The organism is Herpetosiphonaceae bacterium (assembly GCA_036374795.1).
Taxonomy (GTDB): Bacteria; Chloroflexota; Chloroflexia; order Chloroflexales; family Kallotenuaceae; genus LB3-1.
The window spans coordinates 1-15,287 of sequence record DASUTC010000183.1 but is presented as its reverse complement, the minus strand read 5'-3'; the positions used below and the strand labels follow the sequence as shown (position 1 = coordinate 15,287).

The following is a 15,287-nucleotide window of genomic DNA, read 5'->3' as shown; positions in this document are numbered from 1 at the left end:
CTTGATCCGAAGGTTAAGTGGCGTGCGTATTACCAGAGGCGGAACGGCAGTAAGTACAACAACTTAGTTGCGCTGTCCACCTACGGCAAGATCGTTCGCGGTATTGCTACGGGCGACAACGACTATTTTACATTTGATGAGAAGAAGAAAAAAGAATTCGGCATTCCAGATACATGTTTACTTCCCTGTATCACCAAGGCGACTCACGCAGACGCATCGTTTTTCACCCAGGACGACTTTGACGATCTCCGGCATAAGGGAAAAAGAGTCTTTCTCTTGAACGCAGCCGAAGCCGCATATCCTGCGGTACTGGAGTATATTGCACTGGGCGAAAAACGAGAAGTCAATACCCGCTATTTGACGAGCCACAGGACCCCGTGGTTTGCGCTCGAGAATCGACCGCCAGCGCCGATCCTCGTGACTGTCTTTAATCGGAATGGTCTTCGCTTTGTGCGCAACGAGGCGGGTGTACGGAACTTAACCTGTTTCCATAGTTTCTACATCAATATGCTGGCAATGCATCGGCTAGATGTCCTGATGGCGTACTTAATCACGGACGTATCACGAGAGATATGCAACGATGATCGTCGAGAATACGGCGGCGGGCTCAAGAAATTCGAGCCGAACGATCTCAATCAAGCCAAGGCTCTTGACCTGGAGATCATTGACCCACATACGGAGAACATGATCGTCCACGTTTATAACGAGTATCGCGCGTCAGTGCTGCGGCATCGGCCTGATCGACGTTTGCACGAAAAACTGAATGATCTCTTTTTCCGACTTTTGGTACGGTAATCCAGGCACATCACGGGCGAAGGGCTTAAGCGTGGGCTGCCTGCGTGCGTACGCAGCTTCGGATTGAAATGGAGTCAGGAATGCGACCACAAACCATGCGTCTGGAAGGGCTTGAGCGGCAGTTAATCTTCAATCGCCTGCGCGCGGTGATCGGGGAGCGCTGGGAGCTACCCGGCCTGATCGAAGGGCTGGCATTGCCTGAGGGCAGCCGGTGTCTGGAGATTGGAACCGGGACCGGTTGGGGAACCTTAGGCGTCGCGCGTCACATTCGCCCGGCGCTGATGGTCGCCACCGACTACGACGCGGACATCTTGCCGATGACTCGCCACTACTTCGATCAGCAGCGCGTCGGGGAGCGAGTCGTGATGGCCCAGGCGGATGCCAAGCAGTTGCCCTTTCGGGATCACACCTTTGATCTGGTGCTCGGCCTGTATGTCTTGCATCATGTGATGGGCTACCGCGAGGCGCTGGCGGAGATCAAGCGTGTCACCAGGCCGGGCGGCTGGTTCGTCTGGATCGATCCGATCAGGCCCGCGTCCTCCTCTGCGCTGGTCAAGCGGATCTGGCCCTCGTGGCTGGCGACCGAAAAAGAGCTGGCGCTGATGCTTGAGGAAGCAGGCTTTTACGTCGAGCGCTGGTCGCGTATCCTCAGCTTCTCCCGTGTCGTCGCTCGCACAGCCGCCTAGCGCTGCCGGACCATAGCAGGCAGCTCGCCAGCGAGCGGCTCCTGGGACGCTCGTCTGCGCTACCCGGAAACCGCTCGCTGTGCCTCAGGCTGTCGGGCGCTGAAACGCTTAGATGTTCAGCTCCACGGGCTGCGCCTGCATGATCTCCACGGGCTGCTCGCGCGCCTGGCTGCCCAGCCGAAGCGTCAGAAGCAGTGCCAGGCCAAAGCATGGCGCGAGTATCAGGAAGAGCGCATTGCGCGATCCCAGCAGATCAAAGATCGCTCCAGACAGAAATGGCCCGACTGTCCCGCCCAGGCCATCGCAGAGAAAATACAGGCCCGTGAACGTCCCGACATTCGTCACCGCCGCGCGCTCGACGATCAGCGGATAGGCATTCAGCATGGCGACCGCCATGCTGAGGCCAAATAAGAACATGAACGGGTACATCCCGCTGACCGTCGTCGGAATCGTGTGCAGGCAAAGACTTACCACAACCAGCCCGCTCAATCCCAGCACCATCATCTTTTGTCGATTGAAGCGGGTGCCCAGAAAGCTGATGGGAAGGATAAAGAATAGGGTGGTCAGGCCCATGACCATGATCGGACTTGTCGCCTCATCCATGCTCACCTGAAAGCGCGCCGCGGTGTGGACCGGAAGCCAGGTAAAGAAGCTGTTGAAGCTAACATAGAAGGTAAACGTGACCAGCAGGATCAGGATCGTCGATCGATCGCGCAGCCTGATCATGAATCGTAGTGCCGAGATAATGCTCTGTGGCGTGTGCTCGACCGCGTCCACTGCTGGAAGGGGCGGCTCTTTGAACAGGAGCGCGAAGGCGAGCATGCCTACCAGACTTGCGCCGGCACCGAAAAGAAAGGTATAGCTTGGGTCGAGCGCATAGAGCTTCTGGCTCGCCATCAGTCCGATCGGAACCGCAATGCTCATGATAAAGGTGACAACACCATAGGCGTTTCCCAGCAAGCGTCGCGGCACACTATCCGACACCAGCGCCAGGCCCGTCCCCCGATACATGCTGATCCCAAGAAAGAGCACCGCCGAGGCCAGAAACATCGGAATCCCACCCAGCGCCCGACCGATTGGAATGCCGATCAGTCCCAGGATTGCGAAGGCCAGCCCAAGGATCACAAACGGCCTGCGACGCCCCCAGCGTGTCTGCGTGCGATCACTGAGCGCCCCAAAATACGGCAGCAGTGTGAGCGCCAGGAAGTTATCGATGCCCATGATGACCCCAATCAGCGCGCTGCTCGTCAGAAAGTCGGACCAAAATTGGGGCATAAACGAGCTGTACGTTGGCTCGACCGCACCCACGGCAAACATAAATGTTCCTAGAATCATCAACTGACCCCAGGGGAGCCGAGCGTGCTTGCCGTCTTCCGCGCTGCTGGGAGCCGATGGTGCTTCTGCGCTCATGGATCCTCCTTAGAGGTGTGGTGGAAACAAGGGCGCTGAGGATCGGGAGCGTGCATTCCCGACTCGCCGTTGTACCTGTACTACGAAACCTGTGGGTCGGTCCAGTATCGCAGAAGTAGTCACGTGTCTATAGACACAAAAGGACCACACCGGGATAATCCCAATGTGGCCTCTCGCTTGTGCCGTTATGCGTCAGAGATGGCAGAAAACGTGTGAAACGAATTCTGCGTCCCCACAACTCTAGAAAGCTCATGCTTGGTGGACCGGCTGGGACTCGAACCCAGGACCCTCGGCTTAAAAGGCCGCTGCTCTACCGACTGAGCTACCAGTCCTCGCGCAGCATTATACCTACACTTCTGCTTTCGCGCAAATAAAGCCGCAGCAGCAGCGCGCCAACGTCAGGCTCAAACGGGCAGCGCGTAATGATAGAACCCACTATCTCGCCGCCAGCCCAACGCCTCGTACAGCCGTTGCGCGGGATTATCAACCGCCGTCTCCAGCACCAGGCCCTTAGCGTCCGTTTGGACGGCGAATTGCCGGGCGTGCTCCAGCAGAGCGCGCGCCACACCGCGCCGCCGTGCCTCCGGCGCGACGAAGAGATCGTTCAAAATCCAGAGCCGCCGCAGCACGACCGAGGAGAACGTGGGATAGAGCTGGGTAAACCCCACAGCCGCCGCGCCGCCAAACGCCACAAAGATCACCGACTCGTCGGCGCTGATGCGCTCCTGCAAAAACCGCCGCCCGGCCTCTATGTCGGATACCTGGCCGTAGAATTGCCGGTAGCCGTCGAACAGCGGCGCGACCAGATCGATATGGTCGGGCTGTGCGCGAGTAACCTCGATCCGATCAATCATACTACCCTCCCTGGTATAATACCCTGACCCTTAGGCTAACATGACCTGCGGCGATCCAGCGATCGGCAACGCGCCCAGGCTACTGTACCATGTATTTGCTACAGTATCCTTACCGGAAGCGGCAAGCAGCGCGACGGCACGCGCATTGAGCGCTCAGGCCAAGGCAGGCTACCTATCGTCCTGGGAGAGGCTCGCTCAATCCCCTGGTGCGCGCGTTTCCCCAGGCATTTCGCGGCGGGACCATCGCCAAGATCGCCGGTTGTAGCGCCAGATAATATTGTTTCTTGGCAATATTCCGAGTGAGTATTAGGACTAAGTGACTATGGGTAGGTATGTTGAGATGGAATACAATACGCAAAGTCCTACTTTTTAACAAAAATTAAACCGCATGATTTTTGCAGGAAAGTGGGGCGATTCTTGAGATCCTGTCGAGCACCACAACCCTAAGGAATAGCTTGCGCTGTACTGTACACAGGTACTCCAGAGCGCTGCGGGCGTATCGATTCGCCAGTTGATACACCAGAGCGACACTTAAGCAAGCTTGAGTGTCGCCTTGCTATTTCTATCACCATGACTTTAGCGTTTCGCTGCACTATTACGAAGAGAAACCAACGCTATGGCCCATACACTACCCTGTGGACATCATGTTGCCCACGACCACCAGCCTCACTACTGTGATTACCTGCGGCTGAGCGAGCTCCTCCAGCTCCAACCACCCGCCGAGCAGCTTCGTCACCCCGATGAGCACCTCTTCGTAACGACTCACCAGAGCATTGAGATCTGGTTCAAGCAGATTATCTTCGAGCTCCAGCGCTGCATAGAGTCGCTCGATAGCGATAACGTTGGCCTGGCGATCTGGCTGATCCGCCGCATCAACCGGATCAGCGCGATCCTCACCACAACGCTCCAGCTCATGGATAGCATGGCTCCCTCGGATTTTTTTGCTTTTCGGCCATATCTTGCCCCGGCTAGCGGCGCTGAGAGCCAGCAGTTTCGCGAAATCGAGTTGCTCGTCGGGGTGCGCAACCCTGAGTACCGCTGTGCGCTGGAACGTTTGGGCCAGGAGCCGGGACAGCCTGCCACCCGGATGTGGACCGAGCGCATGCAAGCGCTGTGGGAGAGTCGTTCGCTGCGGGCGGCGCTGCTGGAGCTATTCGAGCGCCGCAAGCTCGCGCCGGAGGATGTCTACGTGGTCGCGCCGCAGCCGAATCCCGACGCCGATCTGTTCTTGCTGATCGAAGAGCTGCTCGACTTCGACGAGGCGATGACCCTGTGGCGCGCCGCCCATGCGCGGATTGCCGAGCGCGCGATCGGCCCGATTCTCTCCGGCACCGCGCACTCTTCAGGCATCAGCCATCTTGAAGCCACGATAGCCAGCCGACGGTTCTTTCCTGAGCTGTGGCAGGCGCGCACGCGCCTATGGGAGCAGCGCGTCAAGGCCATTGGCTCCTCTGCAGAACACGCATGCCCCCGTCTACCATCATCCTTCACGCCAGCACCAGGATCAGCCCATGAGTAGGGCAGCAGACGACATCGCCGATCGGCTGTGCGATGAGGCAGCGCCGCATGGAGTGCGCAGCGTGCGTCCAGCACGCCGATCATCGTCTGCGTGTCCATCATCTGCAAGCATCCTGGGTGGCATCATCATACTAGCGACACGTGGAGCGGATCATTATGATCGAGGTTGAGCAGCAGCAGGTTCCTGTAGCATGGAACGCGACTGACGCAGTTTATCCGGCTCATGCCTGTGTGCATGAACTATTCGAGGCCCAGGCCGAACACACCCCGAACGCGATTGCCATCGTCTTTGGCGATCACCATCTGACCTACCGCCAGCTCAACCAGCGCGCCAACCAACTGGCGCATCAGCTCCAGTCGCGTGGCGTCGGTCCTGAAACCCTCGTGGCGCTCTGCCTGGATCGCTCGCTGGAGATCATGGTGGCGATCCTGGCCGTGTTCAAGGCCGGCGGTGCCTACGTGCCCCTCGATCCGGCCTATCCCGCCGAGCGCCTGGCCTTTATGCTCGCCGACACCCAGGCCCGCGTGCTGATTACCCAGCCCCACATCCGCACCCACCGCTTCAATTCCACGGCGGAGGTCCTGCTGCTCGACGGCACCTGGCAAAGCCTCGGCCACGAGTCCACCGCCAACCCCGTCAGCAGCGTCACACCCGACAACCTGGCCTACACGATCTACACCTCCGGCTCGACCGGACAGCCCAAAGGCGTGCTGATTGCCCATCGCGGATTATGTAATCTTGCCACGGTGCAAGCGTTGGCGCTCGGCGTGCCGCCCGATAGCCGCATTCTTCAGTTTGCCTCCTTCGGCTTCGACGCCTCGCTCTGGGATGTGACGATGGCGCTGCTGACCGGCGCGACGCTGTATATCGCGCCCGTCGACGCGCGCGCGCCCGGTGGCGCGTTGAGCCGCCTGCTGCGCGAGCAGCAGATCACGATCGCCACGCTGCCGCCCGCCGTGCTCGCGGCGCTCTCGCCCGACGAGGTACCGGCGCTGCAAACGATCGTCTCGACCGGCGAGGCATGCACGAGCGAGATCGTGGCGCGCTGGAGCGGGGCGGGGCGGCGCTTCTTCAACGGCTACGGCCCGACCGAGACGACGGTCGGGGCGACGATCGGGGAGTGCGATGGGCAGGACCACAGGCCGTCGATCGGGCGACCCTTCGCCAACATGCAGGTCTATCTGCTGGATCAGGCGATGCAGCCGGTGCCGGTGGGCGTGCCCGGCGAGGTCTATGTCGGCGGCGTGGGCGTAGCGCGCGGCTATCTGAACCAGCCTGCGCTCACGGCAGCGCGATTCCTGCCCGATCCATTCGGCTCCAGGCCGGGAGCGCGGCTCTACAAGACGGGTGATCTGGCGCTGTATCGGCTTGACGGCACGCTTGAGTTCGTCGACCGCGTCGATCGTCAGGTTAAAATCCACGGCTACCGCATCGAGCTGGGCGAGATCGAGGCCGTGCTGGCGCAGCATCCCGCCGTGCGCGAGAGCGCTGTGCTGGTGCGAGAGGAGACGCCCGCAGGCGGGCACCCGGCAGGCGATCACCCGACCAAACGGCTGGTCGCCTATGTGGTCCAGAGCGATCAGGAAAGCACGCAGGAGCAGATCGCGCAGTGGCAGGATCTTAGCGATGAAACCTATCGTGAGCGCTCCGCCAACCACGACCCGACGCTCAACTTTGTAGGCTGGAACAGCAGCTACGACGGGCTGCCGCTGCCCGAGGCTGCGATCCGCGAGCTGGTCGAGCATACCACGGAGCGGATTCTGGAGCTGCGCCCGGAGCGCGTGCTGGAGATCGGCTGCGGCACGGGCATGCTCCTCTTTCGGATCGCGCCGCACTGCCGCGAGTACTGGGCTACCGATTTCTCGCGTGAGGCGCTGCGCTACCTTGAGCAGCAATTAGAGCGACATAGCCAGCCGCTACCGCCGATCACGCTGCTTGAGCGCGCGGCGGATAACCTGACGGAGATCCCGGCGCAGCGCTTCGATGTGGTCGTGATCAACTCCGTCGTGCAGTACTTTCCCAGCATCGACTATCTGCTGCACGTGATCGAAGGCGTGCTGAAGCTGGTCAGGCCCGGCGGGCGGATTTTCATCGGCGACGTGCGCAACCTGGAGCTGCTGTCGGCGTTTCATACGGCGGTCCAGCTTCACCGCGCGCCGGACACGCTCTCGATCAAGCATCTGCGGCAGCGCATCCAGAAGCACCTGGCGCTGGAAGAAGAGCTGGTCGTCGCTCCCGGCTTTTTCTATGCCCTGCAAGCGCATCTGCCGCGCATCAGCCAGGTCACGACGCAGATCAAGCCTGGACGCTTCCATAACGAGTTTACGCAGTTCCGCTACGATGTCGTGCTGCATGTCGAGGAGCCGCAGCCGCAGATCGTCGAGTGTCCCTGCCTGGACTGGGAGCATCATCTGCTGACGCTCGATACGCTGCGGCAGACGCTCCAGGCCAGGCAGCCCGATCGGCTGCTGGTGCGGGGCCTGCCCAATGCCCGTCTGACCGAAACCATGCGTGCCCTCGATCTGCTGGCCTACGCCGAAGAGTCGGCAACCGTCGGCGAGCTACGCGCGGCGATCCAGGCCGTGGCGGCGGACATGGAGCCCGACGCGATCTGGTCGCTGAGCGTGGAGCTGGGCTATACCGCCAGCATTATGTGGACGCCCGGCGGCTCGACCTATGAGGTCGTCTTTGAGCGCCCCGCCGACCGCGCGCTCGTGGTTGCCGCACCGCTCGCCAGCCGCTTAGCGGCGGCCCGCGTGGGAGAGTCCTGGAGCAGCTACGCCAACCGGCCCAGGCCGCGCAAGATCACCCAGCAACTCGTGCCCGAACTCCGGCGCTACATGCAGGAGCGCTTGCCGACGCATATGGTACCGTCGGTGGTTGTGGTGCTCGACGCGCTGCCGCTGACGATCAACGGCAAGGTCGATCGCGCCGCGCTGCCCGCGCCCGACGTGACGCGGCCCGACCTGAGCAACGCCTTTGTCGCGCCACGCGACGCCGTTGAGCTGCAACTGGTGCAGATCTGGGAGGAGGTCTTGCAGCTTCGCCCGATCGGCGTGGACGATAACTTTTTCGATCTCGGCGGCCACTCGCTGCTGGCGGTTCGTCTGCTCAGCAGCATTCAGGAAATCTTCGGCCAGGAGCTGCCGCTCTCGACGCTCTCGCACGAGGCGACGATCGCGCAGCTTGCCGCCGTGCTGCGCAGGCCAAGCCAGCCCCGGCTGCAATCGCCGCTGATCCGCATCCAGCGCGGCGGCGAGAAACGCCCGCTCTTCTGCATCCATCCGGTCGGCGGCTCGGTGCTCTCCTACGCCGATCTAGCGCGACATCTCGATCCTGAGCAGCCGATCTACGGCATCCATATCGCCGATATTGCCGATCCGGCGACGATCCCGGCCAGCATCGAGGAGCTGGCGACGAATTATATCGAGATCATGCGCAGCGTTCAGCCCGAAGGGCCGTACCTGCTCGGCGGCTGGTCGTTCGGCGGGCTGGTCGCTTTCGAGATGGCGCGACAGCTCAACGCGCGCGGCCAGCAGGTGGCGCTGCTGGCGCTGATGGATACCTGGGCACCGCTGCCGGGCAACGTGCTGGCCGACTATTCCGATGAGGCGACGCCCTTCAGCTTCTTCGCCAAGGATCTGGAGCATCGTTTCGCGCGGCGGCTGCCGCTGCTGACGGACGACGAGCTACGCCTGCTCGATCCCGATACCCGCCTGCGCTATCTGCACAAGCTCGTGCAGCTTGCCGCCGATCTTGCGCCCGATTATAGTATCGAGCAGATTCAGCAGCAGATCCGGATCTACCAGGCCAATCTGCGCGCTGCGGATGCGTATCAGCCAAAAGGTACCTATCCCTACCAGATAACACTCTTTCAGGCTAAAGAACCATTTTCAGCGCATCCGCCAGCCGATACATTAGGCTGGGACCAGCTTACCGCTGAGCCGGTGGCGCTGTACAGCGTGCCGGGCAACCATCTGACCATGTTTAGCGAGCCGCACATCGTGGTGCTTGCCGAGCGGCTTCAGCACTGTCTCGATCAGGCTCATGCGCATGATCTGGGCTTCGTCCCGGCGTTGTCTCAAGCCCAATCGGTATAGGAAGAACCAAGCACGAAGGAAAGAACCAAGAACCAAGAGCCAGAAACTCGGAACTTTGAACTTTGAACTCGAAACAAGGGGCAAGGCTTTTATCAGGATGGACACATCGATCCACAATCTCGATCACCACGCAACCGACCAGCGCGAGCCCGGCGCAGCGCTGCCCGATGCCCAGGAGCTGCTGCGGCTGGTGATGGAGCATATCCCGCAGCTCGTCTTCTGGAAAGACCGGCGCTCGGTCTACCTGGGCTGCAATCGCAGCTTTGCGCGCGCCGCCGGAGTGGACGCGCCCGCCGCGATCGTCGGGAAGCGCGATGAAGATCTGCCCTGGCGCGATCAGGCGGAGACGTATCGCAGGCACGACCGGCGGATTCTGGAGATCGTCGCGCCGGAGCTGCACGTCGAGGAGACGCAGCCGCGCGCCGATGGCTCGACCGTGCGGCTCCGCACGCGGCGGCTGCCTCTGCACGACGCGACCGGCCAGGTGGTCGGCATCGTCGGTATCTGCGAGGAGATCAGCGAGTCGCGTCAGGAGGCCACACAGCGGCAGCGCGCCGCTGCGCTGGCGAAGCTGCTGCAAGCGATTGCGCTGATCACCAGCGAGGCGACGGATATTGTCACGGTGATGCAGAGCTGCATTGAACAGATCTGCACGCATCTGGACTGGCCGGTCGGCCATGTCTATTTGAGGACACTCACCGCGAGCGGCGGATTAACATCGACCGGCGTCTGGCATATCGATCAGCCTGAGCGCTACGAGCCGCTACGGAAGCTGACCGATGAGCTGCCGCTGGTTCCGGGCGTTGGGCTGTGCGGACGGGTGCTTCAGACCGCCAAGCCCGAATGGCTCGCGCATGTCGTCGTCGATCCCGCCGTGCCGCGCTCGCAACTGGCATATGACATCGGCATCAAAACTGCCTTTGCCTTTCCGGTGCTGGTCGGGACCGAGATCAAAGCGATCCTTGAGTTTCTCTCCGATCAGGTTGTCGAGCCGGACGAGACGGTGATCCAGGTGATGATTCAAATCGGCTCGCTGCTGGGCCGCGTGATCGAGCGATCGATCGCCGAGGCGCAGCTTCGAGCCAGCGAGCAGCGGCTCCAGGATATTCTCGATAACTGCCCGTCATCGATCTATGTCAAGGACGTACAGGGCAGGTATCTGCTCGCCAACCGCCAGTTCGAACTGTGGTTTGGCTTCGATCGCAACACGATCAGGGGCAAGACCGACTTTGATCTGTTTCCGCTGGAGATCGCCGAAGACTGGCGCGCCAATGATCTGCGCGTGCTCGCCGAAAGGCGCTCCGAGGAGGCCGAGGAGGATGCTCCGCAGCCGGACGGGCTGCATAGCTACCTGTCGCTTAAGTTTCCGCTGATCGACGCCTTCGGCGAGCCGTATGCGGTCTGTGGTATCACCTCGGATATTACCGGGCGGAAGCGCGCCGAGGCCGAGCAGCAGCGGCTTCAGGAAGAGATCATCCAGCTCCAGGCATCCACGCTGCGCGAGCTGTCCACGCCGCTGATCCCGATCACCGATCAGGTAATGGTCATGCCGCTGATCGGCGCGATCGATACGCAGCGCGCGCGGCAAATGCTCGACGCCGTGCTGCATGGCGTGCAAACCAGCAGGGCGGAGCGGGTGATCGTCGATATTACCGGAGTGACCGTGGTCGACTCGCAGGTGGCGGCGACGCTGATCGACGCGGGGCGCGCGCTGCGGCTGCTGGGCGCGCAGATGATCCTCACCGGCATCCGGCCCGAAGTTGCTCAGACGTTGATCGGGCTGGGCATGGACACCGGCGACATCGTGACGTACAGCACGCTCCAGAGCGGCATCGCCACCGCGCTGCGGCCCCGCGCATAAGCTGCAACGTTTGACGCACTGGGAGGCGCACCGTATAATCGCCGCAGCCGGGTGCGCCGCCAGGCCGACGTGATGCATGAGCGCATGGAGGAGCGATGAAGCTAGCCGTCTTTGTTGTCGATAATTCCAGAGCTGATGCCAGCGTAGACGCGCTGGTTGGGCAGGGCTTTCGCGTCACACGGCTGGCGAGCACGGGCGGATTTCTACGGCGGGGCAATACCACGCTGCTGGTTGGCCTCGAAGATCACGAGATCGACCGGGCGCGCAAGATCGTCCACGATGCCGCTCCCGAATCGCTGTTGATCGCGCTTGATCTGGAGCGCTACGAGCGGCTGTGAGGCTGGTCTATGTCGCCAGCGGGATCGTCGTGCCCGGCTCGTACGGCGGCTCGACACATACATTCGAGGTCGCGCACGGCCTGGCGGCGCTCGGCCACGAGGTGCATGTCGTGGCGCATCACCCGGCCCGCCGCGTCGCAACCTTCGTTCGGCCCCACAGCGTCGCGCTGGAAAACTTCTGCCTGCACTACATCGATCTGCCCAAGCCGCTGAGCCTGCTGTCCTACCCGCAGATCGCGCGGCTGGTGCGGCGCATCCGCCCCGATGCGCTGATCGAGCGCTACTACAATCTAGCCGGAGCCGGAATGCTGGCGGCGCGCCGGGCGAAGATCCCCAGCCTGCTTGAGGTCAACGCGCTGATCGTCGATCCGCCCGCTGTCTTCAAACGTCGCCTCGATGACCGGCTGGGGAGTCCGCTGCAACGCTGGGCCGTGGCGCAGTGCCGCATGGCCGCGCGGATCGTCACGCCGCTGCATACCACAGTGCCGCCGCAGATTCCACGCGACACGATCGTTGAGCTGCCCTGGGGCGCAAACGTCGATCGCTTTCGTCCGCGGGCGGAGCTTGCAGCAGAGCAGCCCAGGCTGCGGGCCGAGCTAGGCATCCCGCCGGATCGCGCGGTGGTCGTCTTTCTGGGATCGTTCCGGGCCTGGCACGGCGTCGGCGATTTCATCGCGGCAGGGCTGCGCCTGCTGGATGCGGGCGAGAACGTGCAGATGCTGCTGATCGGCAGCGGGCCGGAGCGCGCCACAGCCGAGGCCGCTACCGGTCGCTGGCGCGATCGTTTCAGCTTTGCCGGAAGCGTCGCGCATGATCTCGTGCCGCGCTACCTGGCGCTGGCCGATGTCGGCGTCGCGCCCTTCAACACCGCGCCGCATCCGGCGTTGCGCGCCGCAGGCTTTTTCTGGTCGCCGCTCAAAATCTACGAGTACATGGCGATGCAGATTCCGGTCGTCACGGCGAATATCCCGCCGCTCGACAGCATCATCCGGCTCGGCCAGGAGGGCGAGCTTTTCCGCGAGGGCGATGTCGCCGATCTGGCCGAGGCGATCCGGCGGGTGCTGCGCGCGCCCGACCGGGCCGCAATGGGCCTGCGCGCCCGTACGCGGGTGGTGGAGCGCTACTCGTGGCAGCGGCACTGCGCCGAGCTTGATTGCATTCTCCAGGCGATGACGCAGGAGCGGCGCGGTGGATGAGCTGCATGTGCTGATGCCGACCGATGTCTTTCCGCCGGTCGCGGGTGGTTCGGGATGGAGCGCCTATGCGCTGGCGCGGGCGTTGCAGGCGCGCGGCCATCGGGTTACGGCGATCGTGCCGCAGCGCGGCGCTCCCGGCACGCGGCGGCGCGCGCATGGCGGCGTCCCGGTGATCGACGTGGGCTACCGCGCGCCGAACGTGCCCTTTGTGCAGAACTACTATCGCTTCGAGCGTCTGTGGCCGGTTCTGCGCGATGTGCTGGTGGCGGAGGCGCGGCGCGACCGCAGCCGCCCGATCGTGATCCACGCTCAGCACGCGCAGACCGCACCGGCGGCGGTGCTGGCCGCCCGCGCGCTTGACGTGCCGGTCGTGGCGACGATCCGCGATGCCTGGCCGTGGCACTACTTCGCCACGGGGCTGCTCGGCGATCGGCTGCCGTTCGAGCGGCAAAGCTGGGCGACCGCCTGGCTCGATCTGATCGGCAGGCTGGGTCCGCTCAAGGGCATGCTGGCGGCTGCGGCGATCCCGTATATGCGCAGCCATCTACGGCGGCGGGCCGCGCTGCTGGCGCAGGCCGACGCGGTGATCGCCGTGAGCGGCTATATTCGCCGCAAGCTGCTGCCGATCGTACCCGACGCACGCCTGCACGTGGTGCCGAATCTGGTCGATCTTGAGGAGACGAGTCGTATCGTGCAGACGCCTTCGCGGCACACGCCTGATCAGCCGTTCGTGCTGTACGTCGGCAAGCTCCAGCGCAACAAAGGCGCGCACCTGCTGCCGGAGGCGCTGGGTACCGCCCGCGCGCTGCGGGGAGCGCTGCCCCGGCTGCTGATCGCTGGCAACGGCGAGCTTGAGGCGGAGCTGCGGCGCGAACTTGAAGCGCGCGGCCTCGGCTATCAGATCCTCGGCGGCTGGATCGACCACGACGAGGTGCTGCGGCTGATGCGTCAGGCGGATGTGCTGCTCTTTCCGTCGGCCTGGGGCGAGCCGCTGAGCCGCGTGCTGCTTGAAGGTCTAGCGGTCGGCGCGTGTATCGCAGCGATCGATACCGGCGGCACGTCCGACGCGATCCTCGACGGTGTGAGCGGCGCGCTGGTTCGGGATGCCGAAAGCCTGGGTCGTGAGCTTGTCGGGCTGCTCGACGATGCGGCGCGGCGCGAGCAGTTGCGCGCGGGAGCGCTGCGGATCGCGCGGGAGCGCTTCGCGCCTGAGGTGGTCGCGGCGCAGGTCGAGGCGGTCTATCGCGCCGCACAGGGGCGGCATCAGTCGGCAACATCTTTTGAGCCACGCTGAGCGGACCACCCGCAGCCTTACCGCATACGGAGCCAATCAGATGCAGCAAATCGCCATCACCTGCCAGGGGCCGCGCACGATCGGGTTCGTGCAGGAGCCGATGCGCGCCTTGCAGCCCCACGAGGCACGAGTCCGCACGCTCTACTCCGGCATCAGCGCAGGCACCGAGCTCACGCTCTACCGAGGAAGCAATCCTTATCTCCATAAGCGCTGGGATAGCGCGCTGCGGCTGTTCCACGACGATTCGCAGCAGGCGACCGCCTATCCTATCGCCAACTGGGGCTACGAAGAAGTCGGCGAGGTCGTCGAGATCGGCAGCCAGGTGTCGGATCTTGCGCCGGGCAGCATTGTGTACGGCACCTGGGGCCACCGCACGAGCGCGATCGTGGATGGGGCGTTCGTTCGCGCGCGGCAGCTTCCACCCGGCGCCGATCCGCTGCTGGGCATCTTCTCGCACATCGGCCCGATCGCGCTCAACGCGATCCTCGACAGCGCGATCCGGCTGGGCGAGACGGTCGCCGTGTTCGGCCTCGGCGTCGTCGGGCAATTGGTGGCACAGCTCGCGCGGCTGTCAGGAGCCGAGGTGATCGGCGTGGATCTGGTGCCGCAGCGCTGCGATCTGGCGCGTCGGCTTGGCATCGAGCAGGTGCTCGACGGCACTGCGGTCGAGGCGGATCGGGCGATCAAGGAGCTGACGGCAGGCCGGGGCGCTGACGTATGCATCGAGGCGTCCGGCTCCGCACGCGCGCTGCATCAGGCGATTCGCGCCTGCGCCTACTCGTCGAAGGTAGTGGCGCTCGGCTTCTATCAGGGCGAGGCCGCTGGGCTTCGGCTGGGCGAGGAGTTTCATCACAACCGCATCGCGCTGGTCTGCTCGCAGATATCCGGCATCGCTCCTGAGCTACAGCATCGCTGGGATCGGCTGCGGCTGGTCCAGACGTTTATGCGGCTGGCGATCGCGGAGAAGCTGCCCGTCAAGCCGCTGATCACGCATCTGGTGCCAGCCGCCGAGGCTCCGCTGCTCTTCAGCCTGCTGGATACGCAGCCGAGCAGCGTGCTCCAGGCCGTGCTCGATTTTCGGACGGAGCTGCCCGATACGCTGCTCGACGCGCGATCGGCCTCGTAAGCGCGCGGAAAGGACCGGCGCGTGTTCGCGGCACTACTTCAGGAGGCAAGTTCATGAAGATCGCCATGATCGGCGCTGGCGGTGTTGCAGCCCGTCACCTGAGCGTCC

11 protein-coding genes and 1 tRNA gene are annotated in these 15,287 nt (G+C 63.2%); 9 read left to right on the top strand and 3 right to left on the bottom strand.

Translation table 11 applies throughout. The annotated features are described in order from the left end of the window. Window positions 1–795 (top strand): hypothetical protein (locus tag VFZ66_13435; GenBank protein ID HEX6290190.1); only part of this gene is annotated, 795 nt, incomplete at its 5' end. 80 nt (window positions 796–875) lie between these two features. Beyond that, window positions 876–1,481, top strand: coding sequence for a methyltransferase domain-containing protein (locus tag VFZ66_13430; protein HEX6290189.1), 606 nt, complete (start codon window positions 876–878; stop codon window positions 1,479–1,481). A 108-nt stretch (window positions 1,482–1,589) separates the two neighbouring features. On the opposite strand, the gene VFZ66_13425 is transcribed toward VFZ66_13430, so the two are convergent. From VFZ66_13425 to VFZ66_13415, 3 genes are all read right to left on the bottom strand, one after another. Then, the gene (locus VFZ66_13425; protein ID HEX6290188.1) at window positions 1,590–2,891 is read right to left on the bottom strand and encodes an MFS transporter; all 1,302 of its coding nucleotides are present in this window, start codon (window positions 2,889–2,891) and stop codon (window positions 1,590–1,592) included. Window positions 2,892–3,147: 256 nt separating this feature from the next. Beyond that, window positions 3,148–3,223 (bottom strand) — tRNA-Lys (locus tag VFZ66_13420). A 72-nt stretch (window positions 3,224–3,295) separates the two neighbouring features. Beyond that, window positions 3,296–3,745, bottom strand: coding sequence for a GNAT family N-acetyltransferase (locus VFZ66_13415; GenBank protein ID HEX6290187.1), 450 nt, complete (start codon window positions 3,743–3,745; stop codon window positions 3,296–3,298). Window positions 3,746–4,361: 616 nt separating this feature from the next. On the opposite strand from VFZ66_13415, the gene VFZ66_13410 reads away from it, so the two are divergent. From VFZ66_13410 to VFZ66_13380, 7 genes are all read left to right on the top strand, one after another. After that, complete coding sequence (locus VFZ66_13410; protein ID HEX6290186.1) at window positions 4,362–5,264, top strand: tryptophan 2,3-dioxygenase family protein; 903 nt, start codon at window positions 4,362–4,364, stop codon at window positions 5,262–5,264. 155 nt (window positions 5,265–5,419) lie between these two features. Beyond that, window positions 5,420–9,364 (top strand): amino acid adenylation domain-containing protein, encoded by a 3,945-nt coding sequence (locus VFZ66_13405; GenBank protein ID HEX6290185.1) that lies wholly within the window; start codon window positions 5,420–5,422, stop codon window positions 9,362–9,364. A gap of 97 nt (window positions 9,365–9,461) precedes the next feature. Then, window positions 9,462–11,225: a PAS domain-containing protein gene (locus VFZ66_13400; protein HEX6290184.1), complete on the top strand. Its 1,764-nt coding sequence runs from the start codon at window positions 9,462–9,464 to the stop codon at window positions 11,223–11,225. Window positions 11,226–11,320: 95 nt separating this feature from the next. Continuing rightward, window positions 11,321–11,563 carry a cyclic-di-AMP receptor gene (locus tag VFZ66_13395; protein HEX6290183.1) on the top strand — a complete coding sequence of 81 codons (243 nt, stop codon included), beginning with the start codon at window positions 11,321–11,323 and terminating at the stop codon, window positions 11,561–11,563. Further along, window positions 11,560–12,759 (top strand): glycosyltransferase family 4 protein, encoded by a 1,200-nt coding sequence (locus VFZ66_13390; GenBank protein HEX6290182.1) that lies wholly within the window; start codon window positions 11,560–11,562, stop codon window positions 12,757–12,759. Before VFZ66_13395 ends, VFZ66_13390 begins: the two co-directional genes overlap by 4 nt. Further along, a complete protein-coding gene (locus VFZ66_13385) occupies window positions 12,752–14,053 on the top strand; it encodes a glycosyltransferase family 4 protein (GenBank protein ID HEX6290181.1) in 1,302 nt (433 codons plus the stop codon). Before VFZ66_13390 ends, VFZ66_13385 begins: the two co-directional genes overlap by 8 nt. Window positions 14,054–14,093: 40 nt before the next feature. Then, window positions 14,094–15,179: a zinc-binding dehydrogenase gene (locus VFZ66_13380; protein ID HEX6290180.1), complete on the top strand. Its 1,086-nt coding sequence runs from the start codon at window positions 14,094–14,096 to the stop codon at window positions 15,177–15,179. The last annotated feature ends 108 nt before the right edge of the window (window positions 15,180–15,287 follow it).

Coding starts and splice junctions, on each gene's coding strand:
- VFZ66_13405 (HEX6290185.1), top strand. CDS start 5,420: ATGATCGAGGTTGAGCAGCAGCAGGTTCCTGTAGCATGGAACGCGACT.
- VFZ66_13430 (HEX6290189.1), top strand. CDS start 876: ATGCGACCACAAACCATGCGTCTGGAAGGGCTTGAGCGGCAGTTAATC.
- VFZ66_13395 (HEX6290183.1), top strand. CDS start 11,321: ATGAAGCTAGCCGTCTTTGTTGTCGATAATTCCAGAGCTGATGCCAGC.
- VFZ66_13410 (HEX6290186.1), top strand. CDS start 4,362: ATGGCCCATACACTACCCTGTGGACATCATGTTGCCCACGACCACCAG.
- VFZ66_13425 (HEX6290188.1), bottom strand. CDS start 2,891: ATGAGCGCAGAAGCACCATCGGCTCCCAGCAGCGCGGAAGACGGCAAG.
- VFZ66_13415 (HEX6290187.1), bottom strand. CDS start 3,745: ATGATTGATCGGATCGAGGTTACTCGCGCACAGCCCGACCATATCGAT.
- VFZ66_13380 (HEX6290180.1), top strand. CDS start 14,094: ATGCAGCAAATCGCCATCACCTGCCAGGGGCCGCGCACGATCGGGTTC.
- VFZ66_13400 (HEX6290184.1), top strand. CDS start 9,462: ATGGACACATCGATCCACAATCTCGATCACCACGCAACCGACCAGCGC.